The sequence below is a fragment of the Streptomyces sp. OZ13 genome (assembly GCF_052068155.1).
In the GTDB taxonomy this organism is placed as follows: Bacteria; Actinomycetota; Actinomycetes; order Streptomycetales; family Streptomycetaceae; genus Streptomyces.
In genome coordinates, this window is record NZ_JBQHCZ010000010.1 from 13,127 (window position 1) to 33,921 (window position 20,795).

Annotated in this window: 15 protein-coding genes; 3 read left to right on the forward strand and 12 right to left on the reverse strand. The window is 73.6% G+C overall.

The features are described from left to right. Positions 1 to 11: 11 nt before the first annotated feature. Genes ACTMTU_RS21980 through ACTMTU_RS21995 form a run of 4 tightly spaced genes read right to left on the reverse strand, consistent with a single transcriptional unit; the run spans position 12 to position 4,284 of the window. Positions 12 to 626 (reverse strand): GTP-binding protein, encoded by a 615-nt coding sequence (locus tag ACTMTU_RS21980; protein WP_005320097.1) that lies wholly within the window; start codon positions 624 to 626, stop codon positions 12 to 14. After that, positions 607 to 1,011 carry a DUF742 domain-containing protein gene (locus tag ACTMTU_RS21985; RefSeq protein ID WP_005320095.1) on the reverse strand — a complete coding sequence of 135 codons (405 nt, stop codon included), beginning with the start codon at positions 1,009 to 1,011 and terminating at the stop codon, positions 607 to 609. Before ACTMTU_RS21985 ends, ACTMTU_RS21980 begins: the two co-directional genes overlap by 20 nt. 4 nt (positions 1,012 to 1,015) lie before the next feature. Next, a complete protein-coding gene (locus ACTMTU_RS21990; RefSeq protein ID WP_159693960.1) occupies positions 1,016 to 1,471 on the reverse strand; it encodes a roadblock/LC7 domain-containing protein in 456 nt (151 codons plus the stop codon). Continuing rightward, the gene (locus tag ACTMTU_RS21995) at positions 1,468 to 4,284 is read right to left on the reverse strand and encodes a sensor histidine kinase (RefSeq protein ID WP_441265224.1); all 2,817 of its coding nucleotides are present in this window, start codon (positions 4,282 to 4,284) and stop codon (positions 1,468 to 1,470) included. Before ACTMTU_RS21995 ends, ACTMTU_RS21990 begins: the two co-directional genes overlap by 4 nt. 456 nt (positions 4,285 to 4,740) lie before the next feature. Here ACTMTU_RS21995 and ACTMTU_RS22000 point away from each other — a divergent pair, with 456 nt between their 5' ends. Then, positions 4,741 to 5,181, forward strand: coding sequence for a hypothetical protein (locus tag ACTMTU_RS22000; RefSeq protein ID WP_441265225.1), 441 nt, complete (start codon positions 4,741 to 4,743; stop codon positions 5,179 to 5,181). A 366-nt stretch (positions 5,182 to 5,547) separates the two neighbouring features. Here the strand turns inward: ACTMTU_RS22000 and ACTMTU_RS22005 are convergent, their stop codons facing one another. The 3 genes from ACTMTU_RS22005 to ACTMTU_RS22015 form a co-directional block, all read right to left on the reverse strand. Next, complete coding sequence (locus ACTMTU_RS22005) at positions 5,548 to 10,347, reverse strand: hypothetical protein (RefSeq protein ID WP_441265226.1); 4,800 nt, start codon at positions 10,345 to 10,347, stop codon at positions 5,548 to 5,550. 39 nt (positions 10,348 to 10,386) lie between these two features. Then, positions 10,387 to 11,313: a hypothetical protein gene (locus ACTMTU_RS22010; protein WP_441265227.1), complete on the reverse strand. Its 927-nt coding sequence runs from the start codon at positions 11,311 to 11,313 to the stop codon at positions 10,387 to 10,389. A gap of 130 nt (positions 11,314 to 11,443) precedes the next feature. Further along, the gene (locus tag ACTMTU_RS22015) at positions 11,444 to 12,988 is read right to left on the reverse strand and encodes a hypothetical protein (RefSeq protein ID WP_441265228.1); all 1,545 of its coding nucleotides are present in this window, start codon (positions 12,986 to 12,988) and stop codon (positions 11,444 to 11,446) included. Between the two features lie 386 nt (positions 12,989 to 13,374). Here ACTMTU_RS22015 and ACTMTU_RS22020 point away from each other — a divergent pair, with 386 nt between their 5' ends. Then, the gene (locus tag ACTMTU_RS22020) at positions 13,375 to 14,652 is read left to right on the forward strand and encodes an MFS transporter (RefSeq protein ID WP_441265229.1); all 1,278 of its coding nucleotides are present in this window, start codon (positions 13,375 to 13,377) and stop codon (positions 14,650 to 14,652) included. 53 nt (positions 14,653 to 14,705) lie between these two features. Here the strand turns inward: ACTMTU_RS22020 and ACTMTU_RS22025 are convergent, their stop codons facing one another. The 5 genes from ACTMTU_RS22025 to ACTMTU_RS22045 form a co-directional block, all read right to left on the reverse strand. Further along, positions 14,706 to 15,728 (reverse strand): SGNH/GDSL hydrolase family protein, encoded by a 1,023-nt coding sequence (locus tag ACTMTU_RS22025; RefSeq protein ID WP_441265230.1) that lies wholly within the window; start codon positions 15,726 to 15,728, stop codon positions 14,706 to 14,708. Then, entirely contained in the window at positions 15,725 to 16,894 is a 1,170-nt protein-coding gene (locus tag ACTMTU_RS22030; RefSeq protein ID WP_441265231.1) for a glycosyltransferase, read from the reverse strand. The genes ACTMTU_RS22025 and ACTMTU_RS22030 overlap by 4 nt, the downstream gene beginning before the upstream one ends. Beyond that, the gene (locus ACTMTU_RS22035; RefSeq protein WP_441265232.1) at positions 16,891 to 18,015 is read right to left on the reverse strand and encodes a glycosyltransferase family 4 protein; all 1,125 of its coding nucleotides are present in this window, start codon (positions 18,013 to 18,015) and stop codon (positions 16,891 to 16,893) included. Before ACTMTU_RS22035 ends, ACTMTU_RS22030 begins: the two co-directional genes overlap by 4 nt. 189 nt (positions 18,016 to 18,204) lie before the next feature. After that, a complete protein-coding gene (locus tag ACTMTU_RS22040) occupies positions 18,205 to 19,623 on the reverse strand; it encodes a HEAT repeat domain-containing protein (RefSeq protein WP_441265233.1) in 1,419 nt (472 codons plus the stop codon). 265 nt (positions 19,624 to 19,888) lie between these two features. Beyond that, positions 19,889 to 20,281, reverse strand: coding sequence for an ankyrin repeat domain-containing protein (locus ACTMTU_RS22045; protein WP_441265234.1), 393 nt, complete (start codon positions 20,279 to 20,281; stop codon positions 19,889 to 19,891). Between the two features lie 295 nt (positions 20,282 to 20,576). Here ACTMTU_RS22045 and ACTMTU_RS22050 point away from each other — a divergent pair, with 295 nt between their 5' ends. Continuing rightward, entirely contained in the window at positions 20,577 to 20,771 is a 195-nt protein-coding gene (locus ACTMTU_RS22050) for a hypothetical protein (RefSeq protein ID WP_005320068.1), read from the forward strand. Positions 20,772 to 20,795: the final 24 nt, after the last annotated feature.

The following is a 20,795-nucleotide window of genomic DNA, read 5'->3' on the forward strand; positions in this document are numbered from 1 at the left end:
CGCGCCCGGCCTCAGGTGCCGGCGGTCGCGGCGTGTTCGCGGACCTGGTCGGCGCGGGTCAGTGCGTGCTCGACGACGGCGACGAGGATGTCCTTGACCGATTCGCGGGAACGCGCGTCGCCCATCAGCAGCGGCACCTCTGGGTCGAGGTCGAGGGCCGCCCGCACGGACTCCTCCGGGAAACGGTTCGCCCCCTCGAAGCAGTTGACGGCGACCGCGAACGGGATGCCCCTGCGTTCGAAGTAGTCGACGCCCGCGAAGCAGTCCTCGAGGCGGCGGGTGTCCGCGAGGACGACCGCCCCGAGCGCGCCCTGCGCCAACTCGTCCCACAGGAACCAGAACCGGTCCTGCCCGGGGGTGCCGAACAGATAAAGGACCAGGTCCTCGCGCAGCGTGATCCGCCCGAAGTCCATGGCGACCGTGGTGGTCGTCTTGCCCTCGACGCCGGCGATGTCGTCCACCGGCCGTCCGGCCTCGGTGAGCGTCTCCTCGGTGCGCAGCGGTTTGATCTCGCTGACCGCGCCCACCAGGGTGGTCTTGCCGACGCCGAAGCCGCCTGCCACCAGGATCTTCAGCGTCACCGGCTCGATCGGCGCCTTGCGGCGGCTAGAGCGCCCGAAGACCATTGATCACCTCGCGGAGAATGCTCACGTCCGGCAGTTCGGCCGGCGGAACGGGACGGGTTACGTGTACGAGTGCGTCGTCGACGAGGTCGCCGACGAGGACACGGACCACACCGACGGGCAGGTCGAGACCGGCGGCCAGTTCGGCGATGGACTGGGGGGTACTGCCACAGCGTTCGACGATCTCGACGTGTTCCGGCGAGAGCGTCTGGTCACGGCCCGGGTCGTCGGCCGCTGCCTCCGGCACGACGAGGGCGATCAGGTCGAGCCGGTGGCGGCCGGCATGGCTGGTGCGGCCGCGGGTCATCGCGTACGGGCGCACCACCGGGCCGGCGTCGGCGTCGATCCAGTGGTGCGACCTGCGGCCGTGCCGCAGCGATTCACTCATGGCCTCACCCTCCGGCGGCCTGACCGGTCCGTGGCGCGGTGACGAGGTGCGCTCCGACGCGCTTGACCATCAGCGTCATCTCGTACGCCACCTGACCCACGTCGGAGTCGGCGTCCGCGAGGACGGCCAGGCAACTGCCGTCCCCCGCGGCGGTGACGAAGAGGAACGCCTCGTCGAGCTCGACGACGGTCTGGCGGACCTGGCCCGCGTCGAAGTGGCGGCCGACCCCCTTGGCCAGGCTGTGGAAGCCGGACGCGACGGCGGCGAGGTGTTCGCTGTCCTCGCGGGTGAGTTCCCGGGAGGTACCGGTGGCAAGGCCGTCGCTGGAGAGCACCAGGGCCTTGCGGATACTGGCGACGCGGTCCACCAGCTCATCGAGGAGCCAGTTGAGACCACCCGGGCGCTGGGCCCCGAACCGGTCCCCTGTGGCGTCGGTTGCTGCGGCGTGCGGTGCGGTCATCGACCGTCCCCCTCCGATGTCGATCCTGGTGCGGTCCGGCCGTCGCCGACGGCCGGGTCGGTGCCTTGTTCTGCCGCGGCCTCCTCGGCGTTGCGGCGGCGGCCGCGCTGCCAGCCGCGCTGCATGGAGGCCATGCGGTTGCGGACCTCGTCCGCGTCACGCTCCGGTCCGCCCGCCGCCGGGGAGGCGGCGCTCTGCTCCGCGGCAGCGGCGGCCGAGGCACGGAGCTGGGGTGCGAGGCTGGCCTGCCGTACGCGGCGGGGCAGACCGTCCAGCAGCGGAGCGGCGGGCGCGGGGCTTTCGTCGGGCTGCCGCGCGGGCCACGGTCGTGCCGCGTCGCCGGACGGCGGCACGGGCGCCGGCCCGGACCTGCCTCGGTCGCGGTCGCGGCGGTCGGACGTGAGCGGTGTGGGGGCGGCCGAGAGCGGCGGTCTCGCGAACGGGGTGGGCTCCACGGCCCGCCCCGGCTCCGGGGCCGGATGGCCGCGACCGTCCACGCCTCGCTCGTCGACCCTGCGGCCGTGATCGGCGACGAGCGTCGGGGGCCTGCGCCTCGGGAGGGGCACCGGGCCGGAACGGTGCTCCTCCGACTGCTCCGGGGCCTGCTGGTGGTGCTCGCCCGCCACGTCGCCGCGGCGGCGCGGGCGGAAGATGCCGCCCCGCTCGCTCTCGCTGTCCTCGATGTCGGCGAGGCGGCCGGGGTCCGCCGGCACGGGCCGGTCGTCGCCGAGGAGCGAGCGGTCCCGCTCGTCGAGGCCCAGCGCGCCGACCGGGGCCTCCAGTTCGACGGGGCCGTCCAGGACGGCGGCCGTCCCGAGGCCGCTGGGCAGCTTCGAGAGGGCCGGCTGCCTGCCGTCGCGCCGGCCGGCGGCGCTCTCGCTCTTGCGGTCGAGCCGGAATCCGGTGCCCTGGGTCTCCGGCGCCTCTGTGAGCAGGGCCGCGGGTATGAAGACCACGGCCGTCGTGCCGCCGTACGGGGACTGCTGGAGCGACACGCGGACGTTCTGGCGCTGGGCGAGGCGGCTGACGACGAACAGTCCGAGCCGGTCGGTGTCGGAGAGCTCGAACTCGGGTGTCTCCGCGAGCCGCAGGTTCGCCTCGAGGAGGGCGTCGGCGGCCATGCCGAGACCACGGTCGTGGATCTCGAGGGTGAAGCCGTTGGCGACCCGCTCGCCGAGGACCTGGACACCGGTGTGCGGTGGCGAGAACACCGTGGCGTTCTCGAGCAGTTCGGCTATGAGGTGGGTGAGGTCGGCGACGGCGGGGCCGCCGACGCCGATGCGCGGCAGTCTGCGCACCTCGATGCGCTCGTAGTCCTCGACCTCCGCGACCGCGGCACGCACCACGTCCATCAGCTGGATGGGCTTGCGCCACTGCCGTGAGGGCGCCGCACCCGAGAGGATCACCAGGCCCTCCGCGTGACGCCGCATACGGGTGGTGAGGTGGTCGAGCCGGAAGAGGTCGGCCAGTTCCTCGGTGTCCTCCGTGCGTCGCTCCATGGTGTCGAGGAGCGACAGCTGGCGGTGGAGCAGGACCTGGTTGCGGCGGGCGAGGTTGACGAACACCTCGGAGACGCCGCGCCGCATGTCCGCCTGGCGCACCGCGGCCTCGACGGCCGCCCGCTGGAGGGTGTTGAGGGCCTGACCGGCCTGGCCGATCTCGTCCTTCTCGTACTCGAGCCGAGGTGCCTCGGTCTCGACGTCGACGTGTTCTCCGGCGGCGAGGCGGCGCATGACGCTGGGCAGCCGCACGCCGGACACCTCGTGGGCCTCCTTGCGCAGCCGGGACAGGTCTCGGACCAGGTCGCGGCCGATGCGGACGGACACGATGACGGAGACGAGAAGGGCGAGGAAGCCGAGCACGCCCGCGACGCCCGCCTTGACGAGCACGCCGTACGCGGCGGGTTCGACCCGGTCCTGGTAGCGGTCGCGGGCGTCGGAGGCCTCGCGGTCGAGGTTGTCGAGGACCGGGGTGGCGGCCTGCTGCCAGCGCTCGGCCTCCGACGGCGGGAGCCCGTCGGAGGGCCCGGCGGCGATGATGCGTTCCTCCGCGTCGCGCAGGGGCGCCGTCTCGGGGCTGCGCCAGTACTGCTGGAACGTCCCCCGGTCGCGGGCGGGCAGCATCTCGAGGTTGGTCTCGTAGTAGACCTGCCGGTGCGCGGCGTGGTCGGTGAGTTCGCGGATCTCCCGTGCGGTCGTCTTCCGGGTCGTCAGCGCGGAGGCGATCAGCGCGTCCTCGCGGGAGAGCATCTCGCGGGCCCGTGAGAGGCCGACCAGTGCGCGGCCCTGACGTTCGAGTTCGACGTCGTCGAGGGCGTGCAGGGTCAGCAGGAATCCGTGCGACGGGTCGATGAGGCCGTTGTAGAACTCCAGCGCCTGTGCGCGGGTCACGGTGTTGGTGTCCACGGACCGGCGCAGGGCGTCGAGCCCGTCGAACGCCTCGATCAGAGAGGTGAGCCGGCGCGACGAGTCGGAGGTCAGGTCGTCGCGGACCGAGGACGACTCCGCGTTGCGGCGCACGGCGGCGACGGCGCTGTCCGTGGCCTGGCGGCCTGTGTTCATGGCCTGTTGCGCGCCCGAGGCACGCCGGTCAGCGAGGTACACGAGCGTCTGCCGGCGTTCCTTCTGGATGACGTCGATGGTGTCCTCGACGGGCTTGCCGACCTGCTCCGCGACGGAACTCGCCGCCAGCAGCTGGCTCGCCTCCCGACCGGTCAGTACGGTGGCGAAGCTCCACAGGGCCGTCAGCGACAGCAGCGGGACGAGCAGCAGCGCCACGATCTTCCGGCGGATGGACTTCCCGCGAAAGCGCATGGCCTCCCCCTGCTCGACCCGCACGGTGCGGGTGGTGTTCCGTCAGCAAACGGCGTGAGCCTACTACTGACGCACAGGCATCTCGAAGACACGTCCGGACGGTTTTCGGCCTTCGTAACGCCGTCTGATCATGGGATGTCCCGGTATTCGTAGAGATGGCATTACCGCGAGTACGGGGCGAGGACGTCGGCACGTCGTTTTCGGGACCCGGGCAGATGGCTGGATCTCTTCGCTCTGCGGGAATCATCGCGCCCGGCCGTACGTCATTCCCTGCGGGGGCGCCGGGGGTTCGCACTCGCCACGCACAAGGATCCGGCCGTTGTCGGTGGGGGATCGGGATTCCGGGGCACGTGAAGTGCAGTGCGATGCGCTGCGGTTGTGCGGCAACCGGAGTAGGACGGCAGAATCCGGGCAGCCACCGTTAAGTCGGACTTGAGGTGGGGAGTGACACGATCCATGGACACGGACGAGCGTCGTGAGGCGACGCCGACGGCGGACGACCTGTATGTGCCGCGGCAGCTCTGGGTGGAGGAGCCGGCGACCAGAAGGCGTATGGCCGAGCCTGTCCGCAGAGCCGCTGTCCGCGCGGTGATCATCGTGTCGCTGACGATGATTCAGGCGATGACAGCCCTGCTCTTCACACTCTCCGGGGCGTGGCTGGCCTTCCCGTTCGTGCTGAGCACCGTGGCCGGCACGGTGGTCGCCACGTGGGCGGTGCTCGACGTGTGGGTGACCCGCCAGGTGTGGAACCAGCGCAACGGCGTGGTGTCGGTGCCCAGCAGCACCGCGCGCCAGTTGCGCCGCGACCGCCGCCGGGCCCGCCGGGCCGCCCGCGCCGCCGCGAGGGGGGCGTCGCGCATACGGCAACGGTCCGGCGGAAGGCTCTCCCAGGCGTAGCGCCGGTGCGCTGTGCGGCACCAGACGCCCTTGGGGACTGCGCCGCCGACGCGAACACGGCGGCCTGCACGTCGTACAGCACCAGAGGCCCTGGGTACCTCGTGCGCCACCCGGACGCCCTCGGTGCGCCGTCGGCACCAAGCGCTCTCGGTGCGCCGTGCGGCACGAGGCATGGCGCCGTACCGCCGCACGGCTCAGCGGCGGCCGCCCGGCAGGTGGCCGGGGATCGCGTGGCTCCGCGGCCCGCTATGCACGACCGTGCGCGGCCGTGTCCGGGGAGCGGGGCGCGGGCTGCTCCCCCGTCGCCTGCCCGGGCAGCGGCGCCCGCCCGGCAGGTGGCCGGGGATCGCGTGGCTCCGCGGCCCGCTATGCACGACCGTGCGCGGCCGTGTCCGGGGAGCGGGGCGCGGGCTGCTCCCCCGTCGCCTGCCCGGGCAGCGGCGCCCGCTTGAACATACGGGTCGCGGTGATCTCCCCGTGCACGGTCGCGTCGGCCGGGTCCACCTGCGGCAGACCGGGCCGCAGATGTTCCTCGACGCTGATGTACTTCAGACCTGCCCTCAGGTCCGCGTCGTTGCGCAGCCGGATCACCAGCGGGAACTCCGCCAGCGCCGTCGTGTCGAACAGCCCGGTGGTGTAGAGGAGTTGCACACCCAGCGCATCGGAGACCGCGCGCTGGAGCTCCAGCAGATACGTCGCGTTCGCCCGCCCGATGGGATTGTCGAGGAAGAGCGTCCCGGCATGCCGGTGCTTATCCCTGCCCCGGTCGTTGCTGCGCAGCGCGGCCATGGTGCAGTACAGGGCGATGGCCGCGGTCAGCAGCTGGCCGCCGGAGAAGACGTCGCCCATCTGCCCGACCGGTACCCGCTCGGCGCGCAGCACCGCGTCGGGCTTGAGGATCTCCACGGCCACGCCCCGCGGTTCGAGGGCGGCCTGCACTCCGCGCAGCAGCAGCGACATCCCGTCCCTGCGCAGGTCGGAGTTCTTCCTGACCGCCGCGCGGGTCGCCTCGTCGACGACCTCACCGAGCCGCTCCGCCAAGGTCGCCTGGTCCGGCTCGTCGAATCGGATCCGCAGGAACTCCTGTCCCGACCACTCGCCGAGCCCTTCCGGCAGGCGGGAGAGCCGCTGGGCCGAGCGGAGCGTCGCGAGCGCGGACTCCACCAGGCCGCGCAGCCGGTCGACGATGGTGTCGCGGTTGCGCTCGAGCTGCTCCAGCTCGTCGGTGAGCACGCGCAGCCTGGGCGCGAACGCCTCGGCCCACTTGGCCGCGTGCTCGGGCAGCGCGGCGGCGGGCAGTTCGCGGATCTGCTGCCGGGCCGGGGTGCGAACCTGCTCGTAACGGGTGGAGTTGGCGTGCCGTACGAGCACGTCGCTCGCCTCCCGTACCGCCGCCTCCGCGGTGGACAGGTCGGTGGCGCATCCGCGCAGCGAGCGGCGCGCCTCGGCGGCAAAGTGGCGGGCCTCTTCCAGGGTGCCGGGGTACGGCTCCGGGCTCTGCGCCGGTTCGTCGTCCTGGTGGTGGTCGCGCAGCAGGTCGCGGAGCAGTGCGGCCGTCTCGTCGAAGCCGCCCGCCGCGTCCTCCGCGGCCCGGTGGGCGTGGAGCAGTCCGGCATGGGCGGAGCGGGCTGTCTCCAGGGTGTCGTTGCAGGCGGCCAGCCCCGCGGTGGCCGTGCGCAGGAGAGTCTGGGCATGCTCGGCGTCGGCGGGGACGAGGTCCTCGGGCAGCTCGGTGTGCGCCTCGCCGTCGGCGGGGGCGAGCCGCTCGGCCTCGCCGCGCAGCCGGCCCAGCTTCTCGCTGGCCTCGGAGGCACGCGTCTCCAGCATCTGCACCAGGGACTCGGCGCGGACGACGGCCGCCTGGCGTGAGGGCCCGTCGGCGCCGTCCGTGCCCTCCAGGAGCTGGGCGGCGCGGGTACGGACCTTGTTGGTGAGCCGGTCGAGTTCGGCGAGGGCGGCGCTCTCGTCGCTCTCCGCGCGGGCCTGTTCGGCGCGCAGGTCCGCTCCGACGCCGACCTTCTCGTAGAGCTGGGAGGCAGCACGGTACGCCTCGCGCAGCGCGGGCAGCGAGGGGCGGGGTGTCCGGTCGTCCTGCTCCGGCAGGCTTTCGGGCGCTCCGGCGATCTCGGCACGTTCTGCCCGCAGCGCGCGGGCGGTGCGGCGTGCGTCGTCCGCCGCGCGCTGGGCGGCCCTGCGGTCCTCGTCGGCGGCCTTCGCCCGCTCGAGGCAGGTCGCGGCGCGGGCCTCCGACTCGGCGGCCTCGTCGGCCAGTTCGCGGAGCTTCACCTGCCAGGCCGCCCGTTCGCGGAGCCGGAAGGCGAGGCCGGCGAGGGCGTCGGCGGCGCGGCGGGCCCGCTGGGCCGCTTCCTGCCGCTCGTCGCGTACACGGGCGGCGTCGCCCGCCACCTCGTCCGCCTCGGCACGGGCGGTGCGGGCTTCTTCGAGTGTCTCCTGTGCTTCATGTGCGGCCTCGCGGGCCGTACGGGCGCCTTCGGCGAGCTCGGCGAGCATGCCGGGCGGGCAGTCCGCCCGCCATGCGCCGATCCGGGCCGCGAGGGACCGGTCGGCGGCGAGGCGTGCGGCGAGCACGCGGATCTCCTCGTCCCGCGCGGCCGCCCTGGCGCGCAGTGCGTGACGTTCCTCGTCGGCGGCGTGCTCGTCGTGCATCGCCGGGTTCGGCGGCACGAGGAAAACGCCCTCGTCCCCGTCGGCGTTCCCCTGCGGTACGGGGGCGAGCAGTGCGGCGGCGGTCCCGACGGCCACGGCGGACCGCGGCAGCAGGGCTGCTCCGGCGAGGACTTCGCGTGCGCGGGTGTGCGAGGCCGGGTCCGTGATCACGACACCGTCGACCAGTTCCGGCCGCGCCGCCAGCACGGCGACGTGGTCGGCGGGGTCGACGGACTGGGCGAGGTAGCGCCAGCCGGGCAGGGCGGGGATGCCGTGCTCGCCCAGGTATTCGACGGTGGCGAGGACGTCGGGGCCGGGGGGCAGCAGGCCGCCGTCGCCGAGTGCGCCAAGGATGCGTGCGTCGTCGGCAGCGGCGGTACGAAGGTCGAACAGCTGCCGTTCCGCGGAGGAGACGGACTGGTCGAGCAGTTCGCGCAGCTCGTCGGCGAATCCGTCGAACTCCTCGACGGTGAGGGGTCCTTCGCCGGTACGGCGGGGGCCCCGGCGGCCGCCGGAGAGCCGGCCGGAACGGCTGCTCGCGGGGGTGTCCCCGTCGGCCGCTGCCGAGCGGTGGGCCGTGTCCGGTGCGTCCGTCGTGGGGCTCTGTCCGTCGGCCGCCGCGGTGCGCGGGGAGGGGACCGGAACGGGCAGCGCCGGGGCGAGGCTCAGCAGGTCCGCGAGGCGTTCGTCCACCGCGATGGACTCCGCGGCGCGGCGCTCCGCCTCGTAAGCGTGCTCGGCGGCGCGCTCGGCGTCCGCGGCGCGGGCCGCGGTCAGTTCCGCGCGTGACTCCGCGGCGGCTGCTTCCTTCGCCCGGTCCGCCGTCGAGCGGGCCGCCTCACGGGCCTCGTCCCATGCGGCGACTGCGGTCTTCTCCGCGTCGCTCGCCGCCAGGGCGGCACGTGCCGGATCGGCGTCGGGAGCGGTGTCGTCGAGCCATCCGGCCCGTACCGCCTCTGCGGTCTCCTGCTCGACCTCGCTCAGCCGCTGGCGGAGGTGGCCGATCTCGCTGCGGGCGCGCTGCGCCTCGGTCGCGGCGACGGTGGCGTCGCGGTGGGCGGCCTCGCCGGTCTCCTGGAGTGCGCGGGAACGCTCCTCCTCCTCGTTGGCGACGCGTTCGCCGTCCTCCGCGGCGGTGTGCAGGGCGCGCACCAGGTCGCCGGCGGCCTTGGCCCGGGCGGCGAGCGCGGGGGCGGCGTCCCGTTCGGCCTCGCGGATCGCCGCGGCGACACGGGCGGACCGGTCGGCGGCCGCCCGGTGGCGCAGCACCGCCTCCGCGGCCAGCCATGCGGAGTGCAGCGTGCGCGCGTCGATCAGCTCACGGCGCTGTGCCGCGGCGCCCTTCTCCGCGGCGGCGAGTGCCAGCGAGGCGTGTCGGTACGCCAGTTCGGCGGCGGCAAGGGAGCGGCGGTCGCGTTCCTGCTCGGCGCCGGTGACCGTGTGCGCGGCCGCTGTGACCTGCTGGGCGAGGTCCGCGGCGCGGGAGCGCTCGTCCGCGGCGCGGGCGGAGAGACGGCGTGCCAGGGTGCGGGTGCGGCGCTCCGCGCCGGCGTGGACGTCCCGGGCCCTGGTCCTGGCCTCCGCCGCGTCGACGATCCTGCCGAGGAGGTCGACGGAGCCCGCGGTGAAGTCCCGCTCCGCGGTGAGCTCCGCCCGGCGGCCGAGCTTGTTGCCGAACGAGCTGACGAGGTCGGCGAGACCGTCGGTGTCACGGGTGTCGGTGACGGCGCGCAGCAGCAGGTCGGTGAAGTCGGAGTCCTTCTTCACCGCGAACAGGCCGGCCGCCTCGCCCTCGTCGGCGTTCATCTCCCTTTGGTACCGGAACAGTTCGGGGTCGAGGCCGAGATCGCCGAGGTGCTCGTTCCAGCGGTCGTGGATCTCTTCCCAGTGCACGTCGAGATGCGGATACGCCTTGCCCGCCTCGGTGATCGCGTCCCGGAAGCCCTTCATGGTGCGGCGGCGGCCCTGGGCGCCGGAGACTCCCTCGACGGGCGGACGGACGGCGGTGGACTCGGCCACGGGGAGCGAGTCGAGGCCGAGGCCGGGGCCCGGCCGGAACGAGTACCAGGCCTCGGCGAACTTGCGGGGGTCGTTGGACACCTGGCGGCCGCGCCATTCGCTGACCTTGCCGACGACGACCAGTTCGCCGGTGAGCGTGTGCTGCCACTCGAGCGCGACGTGTCCGCAGTCGTCCGCGAGCAGGAACTTGCGCAGCACGCCCGAGCTGGCGCCGCCCAGGGTGTTGCGGTGGCCCGGCAGCATCACGGAGAAGATCAGCTTCAGCAGGACGGACTTGCCCCCGCCGTTCTCGAGGAAGAGCACACCCGCGGGCGCAGGCCGGCGCGGCGGGCCGACCGGCTCCTCCTCGAAGAACTCGGCCTGCGTGGGGGCCGGATCGGGCACGGGCTCGCCGACTCCGCGCAGGTCGAGCACGGTGTCGGCGTAGCGCGCACCGGCGGGACCGATGGAGTAGAGGCGGACCCGGGACAACTCGTACATGGCGGCGGACTCTCAGTCGTCTAACAGTTGCGCGGGCGGTTACGCGTGGAAGGGCAGGCCGGCGTCGGCGGCCAGGTCGAGGTCGTCGCCGTCGGGCGGCGCCACGAGCGTGGCCGAGCCGTCGCCGACCGGGACGACGCCCAGCTCCAGCAGCTCGGCCATCGCGGCGCTGCCCGCCATGTCGCGGACCTGCAACTGGTAGCGGGCGGTGGTGCGGTACGCGCCTCCGGCGTCGTCGCCGGTCCGCTGGAGGAAGCCGGAGTCGGTGAGGAAGGCGACGGCCTTGCCGACGATGCCGGTGGTCGAGCCCGCGAGGCGGCGGGCGTCCTTGGTGGCGCCGGTGGCGCTGCGGCGCGCGTAGACCCGCCAGGCCGCCTCCAGGCCGGGGGCGTCGCTGGCCGGGTCGGTGTTGTCGCCCTGCTCGTCGGCGCGCTCCTCGAGACGCCGGCAGGCCTGACGTACGAAGGCGTCGACGCCGTTGACGGTGATCCGGCCGATGTATCCGTCATCGGCGAGGTCCTCGGGGCGCGGGAAGGCCATGGCGGCGACGGCGAGATGGGCCAGGCCGTGCAGGAAGCGGTCGGCGGACTCGGCGGAGGCCCGGCGGGCGTAGTCGCCCATCCGTACGGCGAACACCGAGTCCTCGCCGGCGGTGACGGCCATGCCCGCCCGGGGCGACACCTCGAGCACGACCAGGCCGAGGCCGGTCGCGACCGCGTCGGCGAGGCGGGCGAAGGCGGAGTCCTCGCGGTAGCGGCGCAGCAGGTCGGCGTATTCGGCGTCGCGGGCCGGCAGCAGTTTGGGCTGGAGGCCGAAGGAGACGAGCCGCGCGGCGTCCGCCGCGTCGGCGGGCGTGACGCCGCCGGCGGCGGCCGCGGTGGTGGTGGCCATCGGGCCGGAAGGGGGTCCCTGCGGGGCGGCCTGGTCGCTCCACGCGGCGGGGGGCTCGGCGTGGTGGTCGCTCACGGGGCTCCTCGGTGGTGAGTGGTCGGGTCGGAGGTGGGGGCGGGGCACGGCGGTGCGGCAGTGGGACGGCCGGCGCGGGCGGAGGTCATGTCGCCCCCATGCGCGGCGGGACGGCCGGCGGGGTGGAGGCTCATGTCGCCTCCGCGCGTGCCGCCGCCATGCCCACCGCGTCGAGCAGCGCCGTGCCGACGATGAGGTCGGCGCCGCCGAACTCCGGGTCGTCGAGCTCGGTGCCGTCGTCGACGGCGAACAGCAGTCGCTGCTCGCCCTGGCGGTAGGCGGTGCCGACCGGCGGGCTCGCCGCGTGGACGGCCAGCAGCGCGACCAGGTACGGCAGTTCGGGGTCCCGGCGGCGGGCCTCGGCGAGCAGCCCGGACAGGCGGCGCGGCGCGTCGTGCTCGAGGTCGAGCAGGTCCATGGCGATCGCGAGCTGCTCCTCGCTGAAGCGGCTGTCGTCGGGGGTGGCGATCAGGTCCGGTTCCGGCATCTCCGCGCCGAGGTGTTCGCGTTCCGCCGGCGGGGTCAGCAGCAGGTCCACCAGATCGCCGACCCGTACGGAGGACGGTGTGCGCAGCCCGGTGCCGCTCGCGAAGAACGCGTCGGTGACGCGGATGGCCGACTCCACGGGCAGCGGCAGTAGCGGGGCCAGCAGCTGGCCGTACAGGTCGAGGCCGCTGCGGGCGGCGGGCCGGGCGAAGGCCTGCCGGTCCTGCTCGGCGCGGAACAGGGGTCCGGCCTCCAGCAGCCGGGACTGGAGCTGTGTGTGCCGCCGGATGCAGTCCTTGACTATGTCCACGAGCTCGGCGGCGCGCCGCTTGTGCTCGGCCGTCTTCGGGTCGGCGCCGGTCTCGGCCTCGTCACGGGCCTTGCGGATGTTGGTGAGGATCGCGTTCTCGTGGCGGTAGCGGTCGGCGACGTGGTCGAGCGCCTCGGCGATCATGTCGGGGACGGTGCGGAGCCAGTCGACGGCGCGGACGTTGCGCCGGGTGGCCTCGAGGGTGCGGCGCAGTGTCTCGCTGTACTGCACGGTCCGGTAGCGGGCCTGTTCGGCGGCGAGTTGCGCGTCGGCGAGGCGGCCGCGGTTGATGAGCACCTCGAGCTTCACCTCGGCGGCGATCTGCGCGCTGGTGACATCGGTGTCGAGTGCGCCGACCAGCACGTTGACCGCTTCGTCGGTGGTGCGCAGATAGACGGTGCCGTCACGGCCGGGGACTTCCTCGATGAGCTTGAAGTCGTAGTCACGGCGGGTGTAGACGCCATCTGGTCCGAAGGTGCCGTACACGGCGCGGAAGCCGCGGTCCACGCTGCCCACGTTGATCAGGTTCTCCAGCACCCAGCGGGCGACGCGCTCGTGTTCGGCGGCAGGCCGCCCCGGGGCCTGGGCGGCGACCCGCGGGAGGAGGCGCGCGACTATCTGGTCGTGGTCGGCGCCGGTGTCGAAGTCCATGTTGAGCGTGACGAGGTCGATGGCCGCGAGGGCCACCTCCGCCATGGCGTAGACCGAGTACTCGCCCGCGAGATTCGCCTTGCGTACGTCCAGGTCGTGCAGGGGCGCGGTGCACGCGAGCGCGCGGAGCCGCCGCGCGAGCCCTTCGTCGGCGGCCGGGCCCTGCGCGGGGCGCGGCCCCGCGCTGAGCTGGGGCGGAGCGAGGTCCGTCGAGGCAGGCGAAGTCACGCAGGACAGATTAGGTCCTCGCACCGACAACGGTCGAAACGACGCAGAGCACCCTTCGGCGCCGCCCGCCAAGGACGGCCGCGCCCCGCGGGCCGCCTTGGGGCGCAGGCCTCGGCACCGCCCGCCCGAAGGCGCCGGCACCGCCTGCCTGAAGGCGCCGCAATGGACATTTCACCAACGGCCTCAACCTGCCTGCGCGGGGACCCGGTTGGGCTCCCGAAGCGAGGGAGTACGCGTCCGTTCTCGCCGGCGCGAGGCCCGGACGACGCAGTGACGGCTGGAACGCTCAACACGACTCTTGCCGTATCGTTCAACAATCCCCTACCTTGGCGTGACTGTACACCGCCAGATGCTCCGTCCCGCTCCCCTCCCCCAGCGAGGTGCAGATGAGCACGCCACAGGTCCGGCAGAAGAACGACCAACTCCCCGAGGACACCGGAACGTTCGCCTGGCTGCGCGCCCTCGGCCCACGCGGCCGCCGCGCCTTCGGCGGTGCGTTCGGGGGTTACGCCCTCGACTCTTACGACTACTTCACCCTGCCGCTGAGCATGGTCGCGATCTCCGCGTACTTCAGCCTCGACAACGGCAGGACCGGGCTTCTCACCACCGTCACCCTGGTCGTGTCCGCCGTCGGCGGCGCCCTCGCGGGCATCCTCGCGGACCGCGTCGGCCGGGTGAAGGCACTGATGGCGACGGTGATCACGTATGCCGTGTTCACCGTGCTCTGCGGCTTCGCACCCAACTACGAGACGCTGCTGGTCTTCCGGGCCCTTCAAGGCCTCGGCTTCGGCGGTGAGTGGGCGGTCGGCGCGATCCTCGTCGCCGAGTACGCCACCGCCAAGCACCGCGGCCGCACGCTCGGCGCGGTCCAGAGCGCCTGGGCGGCCGGCTGGGCGCTCGCCGTGATCGTCTACACACTCGTCTTCCGGTTCGTCGACGCCGACACCGCGTGGCGCGTGCTGTTCTGGACCGGCGCGCTGCCCGCAGTGCTGGTGATCTACGTGCGCCGCAATGTGAGCGACGCCCCGAAGGCGGCGGAGCTGCGCCGCGCCGGCACCGCACGCGGATCGTTCACCACGATCTTCAAGAAGGACCTGCTGCGCACCACGCTCTTCGCCACACTGCTGTCCACGGGCGTCCAGGGCGGCTACTACACCCTCGCCACCTGGGTCCCCACCTATCTGAAGACCGAACGCGGGCTGACGGTCGTCGGCACCGGCGGGTATCTCGCGTTCCTCATCTCCGGCGCCTTCATCGGCTATCTGACCGGCGGCTACCTCACCGACCGGATCGGCCGGAAGAAGAACATCGCGCTGTTCGCCGTGCTGTCCTCGGTGGGGATCCTCGCCTACACCAACATCCCCCCGGGCTCCAACAGCCTGCTGCTGGTGCTCGGTTTCCCGCTCGGGTTCTGCATGTCGGCCATCTTCAGCGGATTCGGTTCCTTCCTGAGCGAGCTGTACCCGACGGCGGTCCGGGGCACCGGGCAGGGCTTCACCTACAACAGCGGCCGCGCGGTGGGCGCGTTCCTGCCGACGCTCGTCGGTTTCCTGTCCGACAGCTGGGGCGTGGGCGGTGCCCTCGTCCTCGGCGCCGCCGGCTACGGGCTCGCCGTGCTCGCCCTGACCGGCCTGCCGGAGACACGCGACCGCGAACTCCTGTGACCGCCGCGCGACGACCCGTTCGCCAGGGGACCCGGCACCCGCCGCCGCGCCCCTCAGTCCCCCGTCCCCGGCCCGAGGTGCCCTCCCGGCACGGCCGGAGACATCGCCGCGAGCGCCGCGGACAGGGCCAGTTCGGCGCTGCGGTCGAGGCGGGCGCTCGTGCCACGGGCCCAGTGGTGCACCTCGTCGCCCGCGAGGCGCACCAGCTGCGGCAGGAGGTCGGTGCAGCGGCGGCCCACCCAGGCGGTGCCGGCCGTCGCCAGCCACAGCAGCGCCTCCGCCGTCGTCGGTGGCGGCTGGTCGGGCTCGGCGTCCGGTGGACGGCCGTCGGCGAGACCGCGGGCGGCGAGCAGCTCGTGGAAGCGCCGGGCGAGCATCCGGTGGCCACGCTCCCCCGGGTGGAGCCGGTCGGCGCTCCACATGGCGCGGTCGGCCACCCATGCCGCGTCGGCCGCGTGCAGGTGGACGGTGTCGTAGCGGTCGGAGAGGGCGTGCACCACGGCGTTGACCGCCCGCTGGCGTCTGGCCAGGGGGCGGGCGAGCGGGACGGGCAGGCCGAACATGGCGCCGGGGTCGGGCAGGCACGCCGTCAGCAGCACGGTCCCGCGGGCGGCGAGCGCGGACGTGGCGTCGTCCAGCCGCCGGGCGACGTCGGCTATGTCGAAGGTGCGGCGCAAGGTGTCGTTCACGCCGACGACGACGGACGCGATGTCCGGTGCGAACGCGAGAGCGGCGGGCGTCTGAGCCTCGGCGACGTCCTTACTGAGGGCGCCGCTGACGGCGAGGTTGCGGAAGAGCACGGACGTGCCGTCGCCGCCGATCGTGCCGGCGAGCAGCGCCGCCCATCCCCGCCGGCCGCCTTCGACGGGATCCCCGACGCCGGCGGTCAACGAGTCGCCGAGCGCCGCGAACCGTACGGTCCGTACGGCACGGCCGCCCCGCTCCTTACCCGTGCGGCGGGACGGCGCGGCCGGGACGCCGGGGCCGTGGGCCTGCTCGTCCGTACGGGGCCCGGCGTCCGCTTCCGCCACCGTCGCGGGCGGCGGGAGGCAGTCGGGTGTGCCGGCCGGCGTCATCGTCCGCTCCCCGGGCCGGAGGCCGGGTCCCCGGCCGGCAGCGCCTGATGGGCGGCGAGGAACGCCGTCACCGAACGCTGCCAGTCGAAGAGTTCGGCCCGCGCCCGTGCCGCCCGGCGGCGCGCCTCCTCCGGGCGGGCGAGCAACTCCAGGACAGCGGCCGCGAAGTCCGCGCCCGTGTCGGCCGCTGCGATCCCCGCGTCGCCCACGACCTCGGGCAGCGCCGAGGAGGCGCTGGCGACGACCGGGGTACCGCAGGCCAGCGCCTCGAGGGCGGAGAGCCCGAAGGTCTCGGCCGGCCCCGGGGCCAGGCACACGTCGGCCGCCGCCTGGAGGTCGGCGACCGCTTCCCGGTCGGGGACATGGCCGAGGAAGTGGACGGGCAGCCGGTCCGCGTGTGCCCGGCGCACGAGCGAGGCTTTCAGCGGCCCGTCGCCCGCGACGACCATCGACACCCGCAGGCCCCTCTCGCGCAGTGCGGCGAGCGCGTCGAGGGCGGTAGCGGGACGTTTCTCCACGGACAGCCGCGAACACAGCAGGAGCATTACGTCGGCTCCCGCCGCGTGCCGGGCGCGCAGCAGTGCGCTGCGGCGTTCCGGCCGGCAGCGCCGCAGGTCGACACCGAGAGGTGCCCGTACGACATTGCGCGCCCCGATCCGTACGAACTCCCGCTCCGCCCACTCCGTCGTGCAGACGATCCATGAATAGGCCCACGCGCTGCGGCGGTTGAGCCGGTCGGCGGTGGCGGCGGCGACGGACTCGGCAAGGCCCCAGGTGCGCAGCACTCCGTCGGCGGTCTCGTGCGAGACCATCACCGAGGGGATCCGCTGCCGCCGCGCCCACTCTCCGGTCCAGCGCAGTGTGGTGCGGTCGGAGACCTCGAGCCGGTCGGGCGCCAGTTCCTCCAGCAGGCCGCGGAGCCGGCGCCGCCCGGCGAGCACCCGGTACCCGCCGGTGCCGGGGATCTCCGGCCCGGGCAGGGTGATGACGCGCCCCTGCTCGGTCAGCCGGTCGCTCTCCACCTCACCGGGGACGACGAGAACCGGCTCGTGGCCCGCGGCCAGGTATCCGCGGCCGAGTTCGGCGAGCGCGGTGCGCAGCCCTCCGGACGAGGGGGTGACGAAGTTCGCCAGACGTACGATGCGCAGGCCGTGTCCCCCGCTCATGCGGCCACCGCCGTACGCGCGCCGAGCACATCGGCGTAGTGGTCGAGCAGCAGGTCCCCGACCACCGCCCAGGTCCTGCCCTCGACGGCGGCGAGCCCGGCCAGCCCGTACGCCGCCCGCAGGGCGGGGTCGCCGACGAGCGTGGCGACCGCCGCACGTACGGCGTCGGCGCTGTGCGGCTCCACGAGCAGCCCGGTCCGGCCGTGCGCGACTAGGTCGAGCGGGCCCCCGGCGGCCGGCGCGATCACGGGAAGCCCGCTGGCCATGGCCTCCTGCACGGTCTGGCAAAAGGTCTCGTAGGGGCCGGTGTGCGCGAAGACGTCCAAGGAGGCGAAGATCCGGGCGAGATCGTCGCCGGTCCGCCGGCCGAGGAACACGGCGCCGGGCAGGGCGGCGCGCAGAGCCGTACCGCTGGGTCCGTCGCCTACGACGACGAGCCGTACGCCCGGCAGCGCGCAGACCCCGGCGAGGAGTTCGACGTGCTTCTCGGGTGCGAGGCGGCCGACGTATCCGACGATCACCTCGCCGTCCGGCGCCAGGGTGCGGCGCAGCTCCTCGTCCCGCAGCTGCGGCCGGAAGCGCGTGGTCTCCACTCCGCGCGGCCACAGCCGCACCCGCTCGACACCGTGTTCCTCGAGGTCGCGCACGGCGGCGGTGGACGGCGCGAGGGTACGGTCGGCGGCGCCGTGCACGGCCCTGATGCGCCGCCACGCGGCGCCCTCGCCCGCTCCTACATAGGTGCGCGCGTAGCCGGCCAGGTCCGTCTGGTAGACGGCGACGGCCGGCAGGCCGAGGCGCGCCGCGGCGGCCATGCCGCGCACCCCGAGCACGAACGGGCTGGCGAGGTGGACGAGGTCGGCCCGGTGCGCGGTGATCGCCGCCGCGACCCGGCGGCTCGGCAGGGCGACGCGCACCTGCGGATAGCCGGGCAGCGGCAGCGAGGGCACGCGCACCACCGGGAAGGGGGCGGCCGCGTCACAGCTCGTCGCCCCGGCCGCGGCCGGGGCGACGACGAGCGGTTCATGACCGCAGGCGGCGAGATGCCGGGCGGTCTGCTGGGCGCAGTGCGCCACACCGTTGACGTCTGGCGGAAAGGATTCGGTGACGATGACGACACGCATACCCGTGTTGTCGTCGGCCCCGGAGTGGCTGCGCCAACGTGGATCTTTCCGTATGTGGAACGTCCCATGAGCGTTTGTGTCCGGGCCGGCTGCCGACCGGTGTCAGCCGCCGATCGCCCTCCCCCGCGGGCGTCGGCCGGGGGCCCGTCCCAGGACCCCGGGGCGCCGGGGTCCGTCACGGGATGTGTGTCACACCGTCGGCCGGTCCGGGCCGATCCGGCTCCGTACGGCGGTCTGCACCTCGGCCTCCTCCGCCGGGTCGGCGGCGAGCCTGCGCAACCGGTCGGCGACGCGTACGTCACCCGTCTCCGCGTGGAGTGCGGCGACTTCTCTGGTGGTCTCCTCGCAGTCCCACAGGCATTCGACTGCGAAGCCGGTGGCGAAGGAGGGGTCGGTCGTGGCGAGGGCGCGGGCGGCGCGGCCCCGCAGGTGCGAGGAGGCGGTTTCCCGGTACACATGGCGCAGCACGGGGGCGGCGCAGGCGATGCCGAGCCGTCCCGCGCCGTCGACCAGGGTCCACAGCCGGGGCGAGTCGGGCCCGTCACCCCGCACGGTCTCGCGCAGGGCGCCGAGGACGAGCTGCGCGTCGCCGGGGACGCCGCGGCAGGCGAGCACGCCGGCCGCGGAGGCGCCCAGGGCGTCGGGGCGGTGCACCCAGGCCCGTGCGCGGTCGACGGCCTCCTCGCCGCACATCCGCTCGAAGGCGGCGACGGCGGCTTCGGCGACGGTCCTCGAACCGGCGCCCACCGCCGTCTCGATCAGGTCGAGGACGACGGCGTCGCGTGACTCGGCGAGGTAGTGGAGGGCGGTGCAGCGCGCGCCGTCCGGGCCGCTGCGGGCAGCTTCGACGATGACGGGCCGGTCCTCCGGCCCTGCGACGGCGCTCAGGCACCGGGCTGCCGGGACGTGCAAGGCGCTGCCTCGCTCCAATCCCTCGTCCGCCCAGTCCAGGACCGCCTGGACGCTCCAGCCGGGCCGGGGCCCGGAGGGCCGCATCTGGCGTTGCCAGCGGTCGAAGGAGCCCGCTTCCTGCGCTGCCTTGATCCTGGCGCCCACGCCTTCCCGCGCGTCCTCCGCCCACAGCCGCCAGGGCCGCGGTTCGAAGGAGTCCCGCACCGCGGCGGCCAGTTCGGCGTCGCCTTCGGGTGTCGCGGGGAACCGGGACAGGACGGGAACGGCAAGTGCCCGCAGCCCGGCGTCGTCGTCGCGGAGGGCGAGCTCGTCGAGCGCCCACGCCCAGTTGGCGCCGTTCCTCGCGTACTGCCGCAGCAGGGCGAGTGCGTCGCCCCTGCCGTAGGAGGCGAGATGGCCGAGCACCGCGAGGGCGAGACCGGTCCGGCACTCCTCGGTGTCGAGGTGGTCGTCGGCGTCGCACAGATGCCGCTCGATCTCCTCGAGGCTGCCGTGGAGATCGAGGTAGAGGCGTGCGTAGTAGAGGGAGCGGTTCTCGACCTGCCAGTCGTGGCGGGGGTCATTGAGCACGCAGTGGTTGAGGGCGGCGAGTGCTTCGGCCCGCGGGGCTGCGAGCGCGTGCAGCGTGCCGTCGCCACGGCCCCTCTGCAGCAGGCCGAGCAGGGTGCCGCTCGGCGCTATGACTGGATCGAACATGGAAAATGCCTCACATCAAGCTGTCGACGCAACCGGGGACTGTTGTGCCTAGGCCACGCAGCAGCATGCAGGGCCGCCCGTCGTCGTACGCGTCTTCCGCTCGGTGTAGACCATCTTCCTCTGCCTCTCTTCGGTGGCCCCAGGGGAAACTCCCGGTTGATGTCGTCCGGGATGGGGCTGACGTCATGATGACCCACCCATTTCGCCACCGCGACCACATTTACGGCGCCCCCCGCGGTGGCCCTCGCGGCTGTCCGCGAGCCGCTCAGCGGCCTTCGAACAGCTCCAGAAGATCCGCCTTCCCGAACATCCGCGCGGTATCCGCCGCGGACGGGGTGCCCGCGTGGGGGTCGGCGCCTCCGTCGAGCAGAGCGCGGATGACGGCGTCCTCCCCCTTGAAGACGGCGCCGGCGAGAGGGGTCTGCCCCCGGTCGTTGGCCCGGTTCGGTTCTGCGCCGCGAGCGAGGAGCGCCTCCACGGCGGCCGCGTGGCCGTGGTACGCGGCGAGCATGACGAGCGTGTCGCCCTTGTCGTTGGTGAGGTCGGCCGGGACGCCGGCGTCGACGTACGCGGCGAGCGCCTCGGTCTCCCCCTGTCGCGCCAGGTCGAAGACCTTGGTCGCGAGTTCGATCACCTCGGGGTCCGGGACCTCACTCATCGGACGTACCGCCTTTCACCGTTTGACCTGGCCCGCACGGCAGGAGCAGCCGTACGAGTGAATCGACAGGGTACTGCCCGGCGGCCGACATGACGCGGCGCGGCGGTGGCAATGGATCCCGCCGCGGAGGCACTGTGCCGCGCGGTCCGGCCCTCTGCCCGCCGGGCAACGACCGCCTGTCCACCAGTGCAGTGAAATGCTCAGAATTTCACTCTTTTGCACCTTTTGTCGCATAGATACTTTCGGTAAGTCTGGAAGAACTCATGGTGACTGTCCCCTCACCCAGGAGAACCTCATGATTCTGTCCATGTCAGGCGTCGTGCTGCTCGGCATCATCGTCTTCCTTTTCTTCAGGAAGGACGGCCTCAAGGCCTCGCACGCGCTCGTCTCCGCGCTGTTCGGCTTCTTCCTCGCCGGCACCGCGATCGCCCCCAGCATCCAGGCAGGCACGACGAGCCTGGCCGGTCTGCTGGGCGGGATCAAGTTCTGACCGCCTGTCCCTTCGGCACCCACA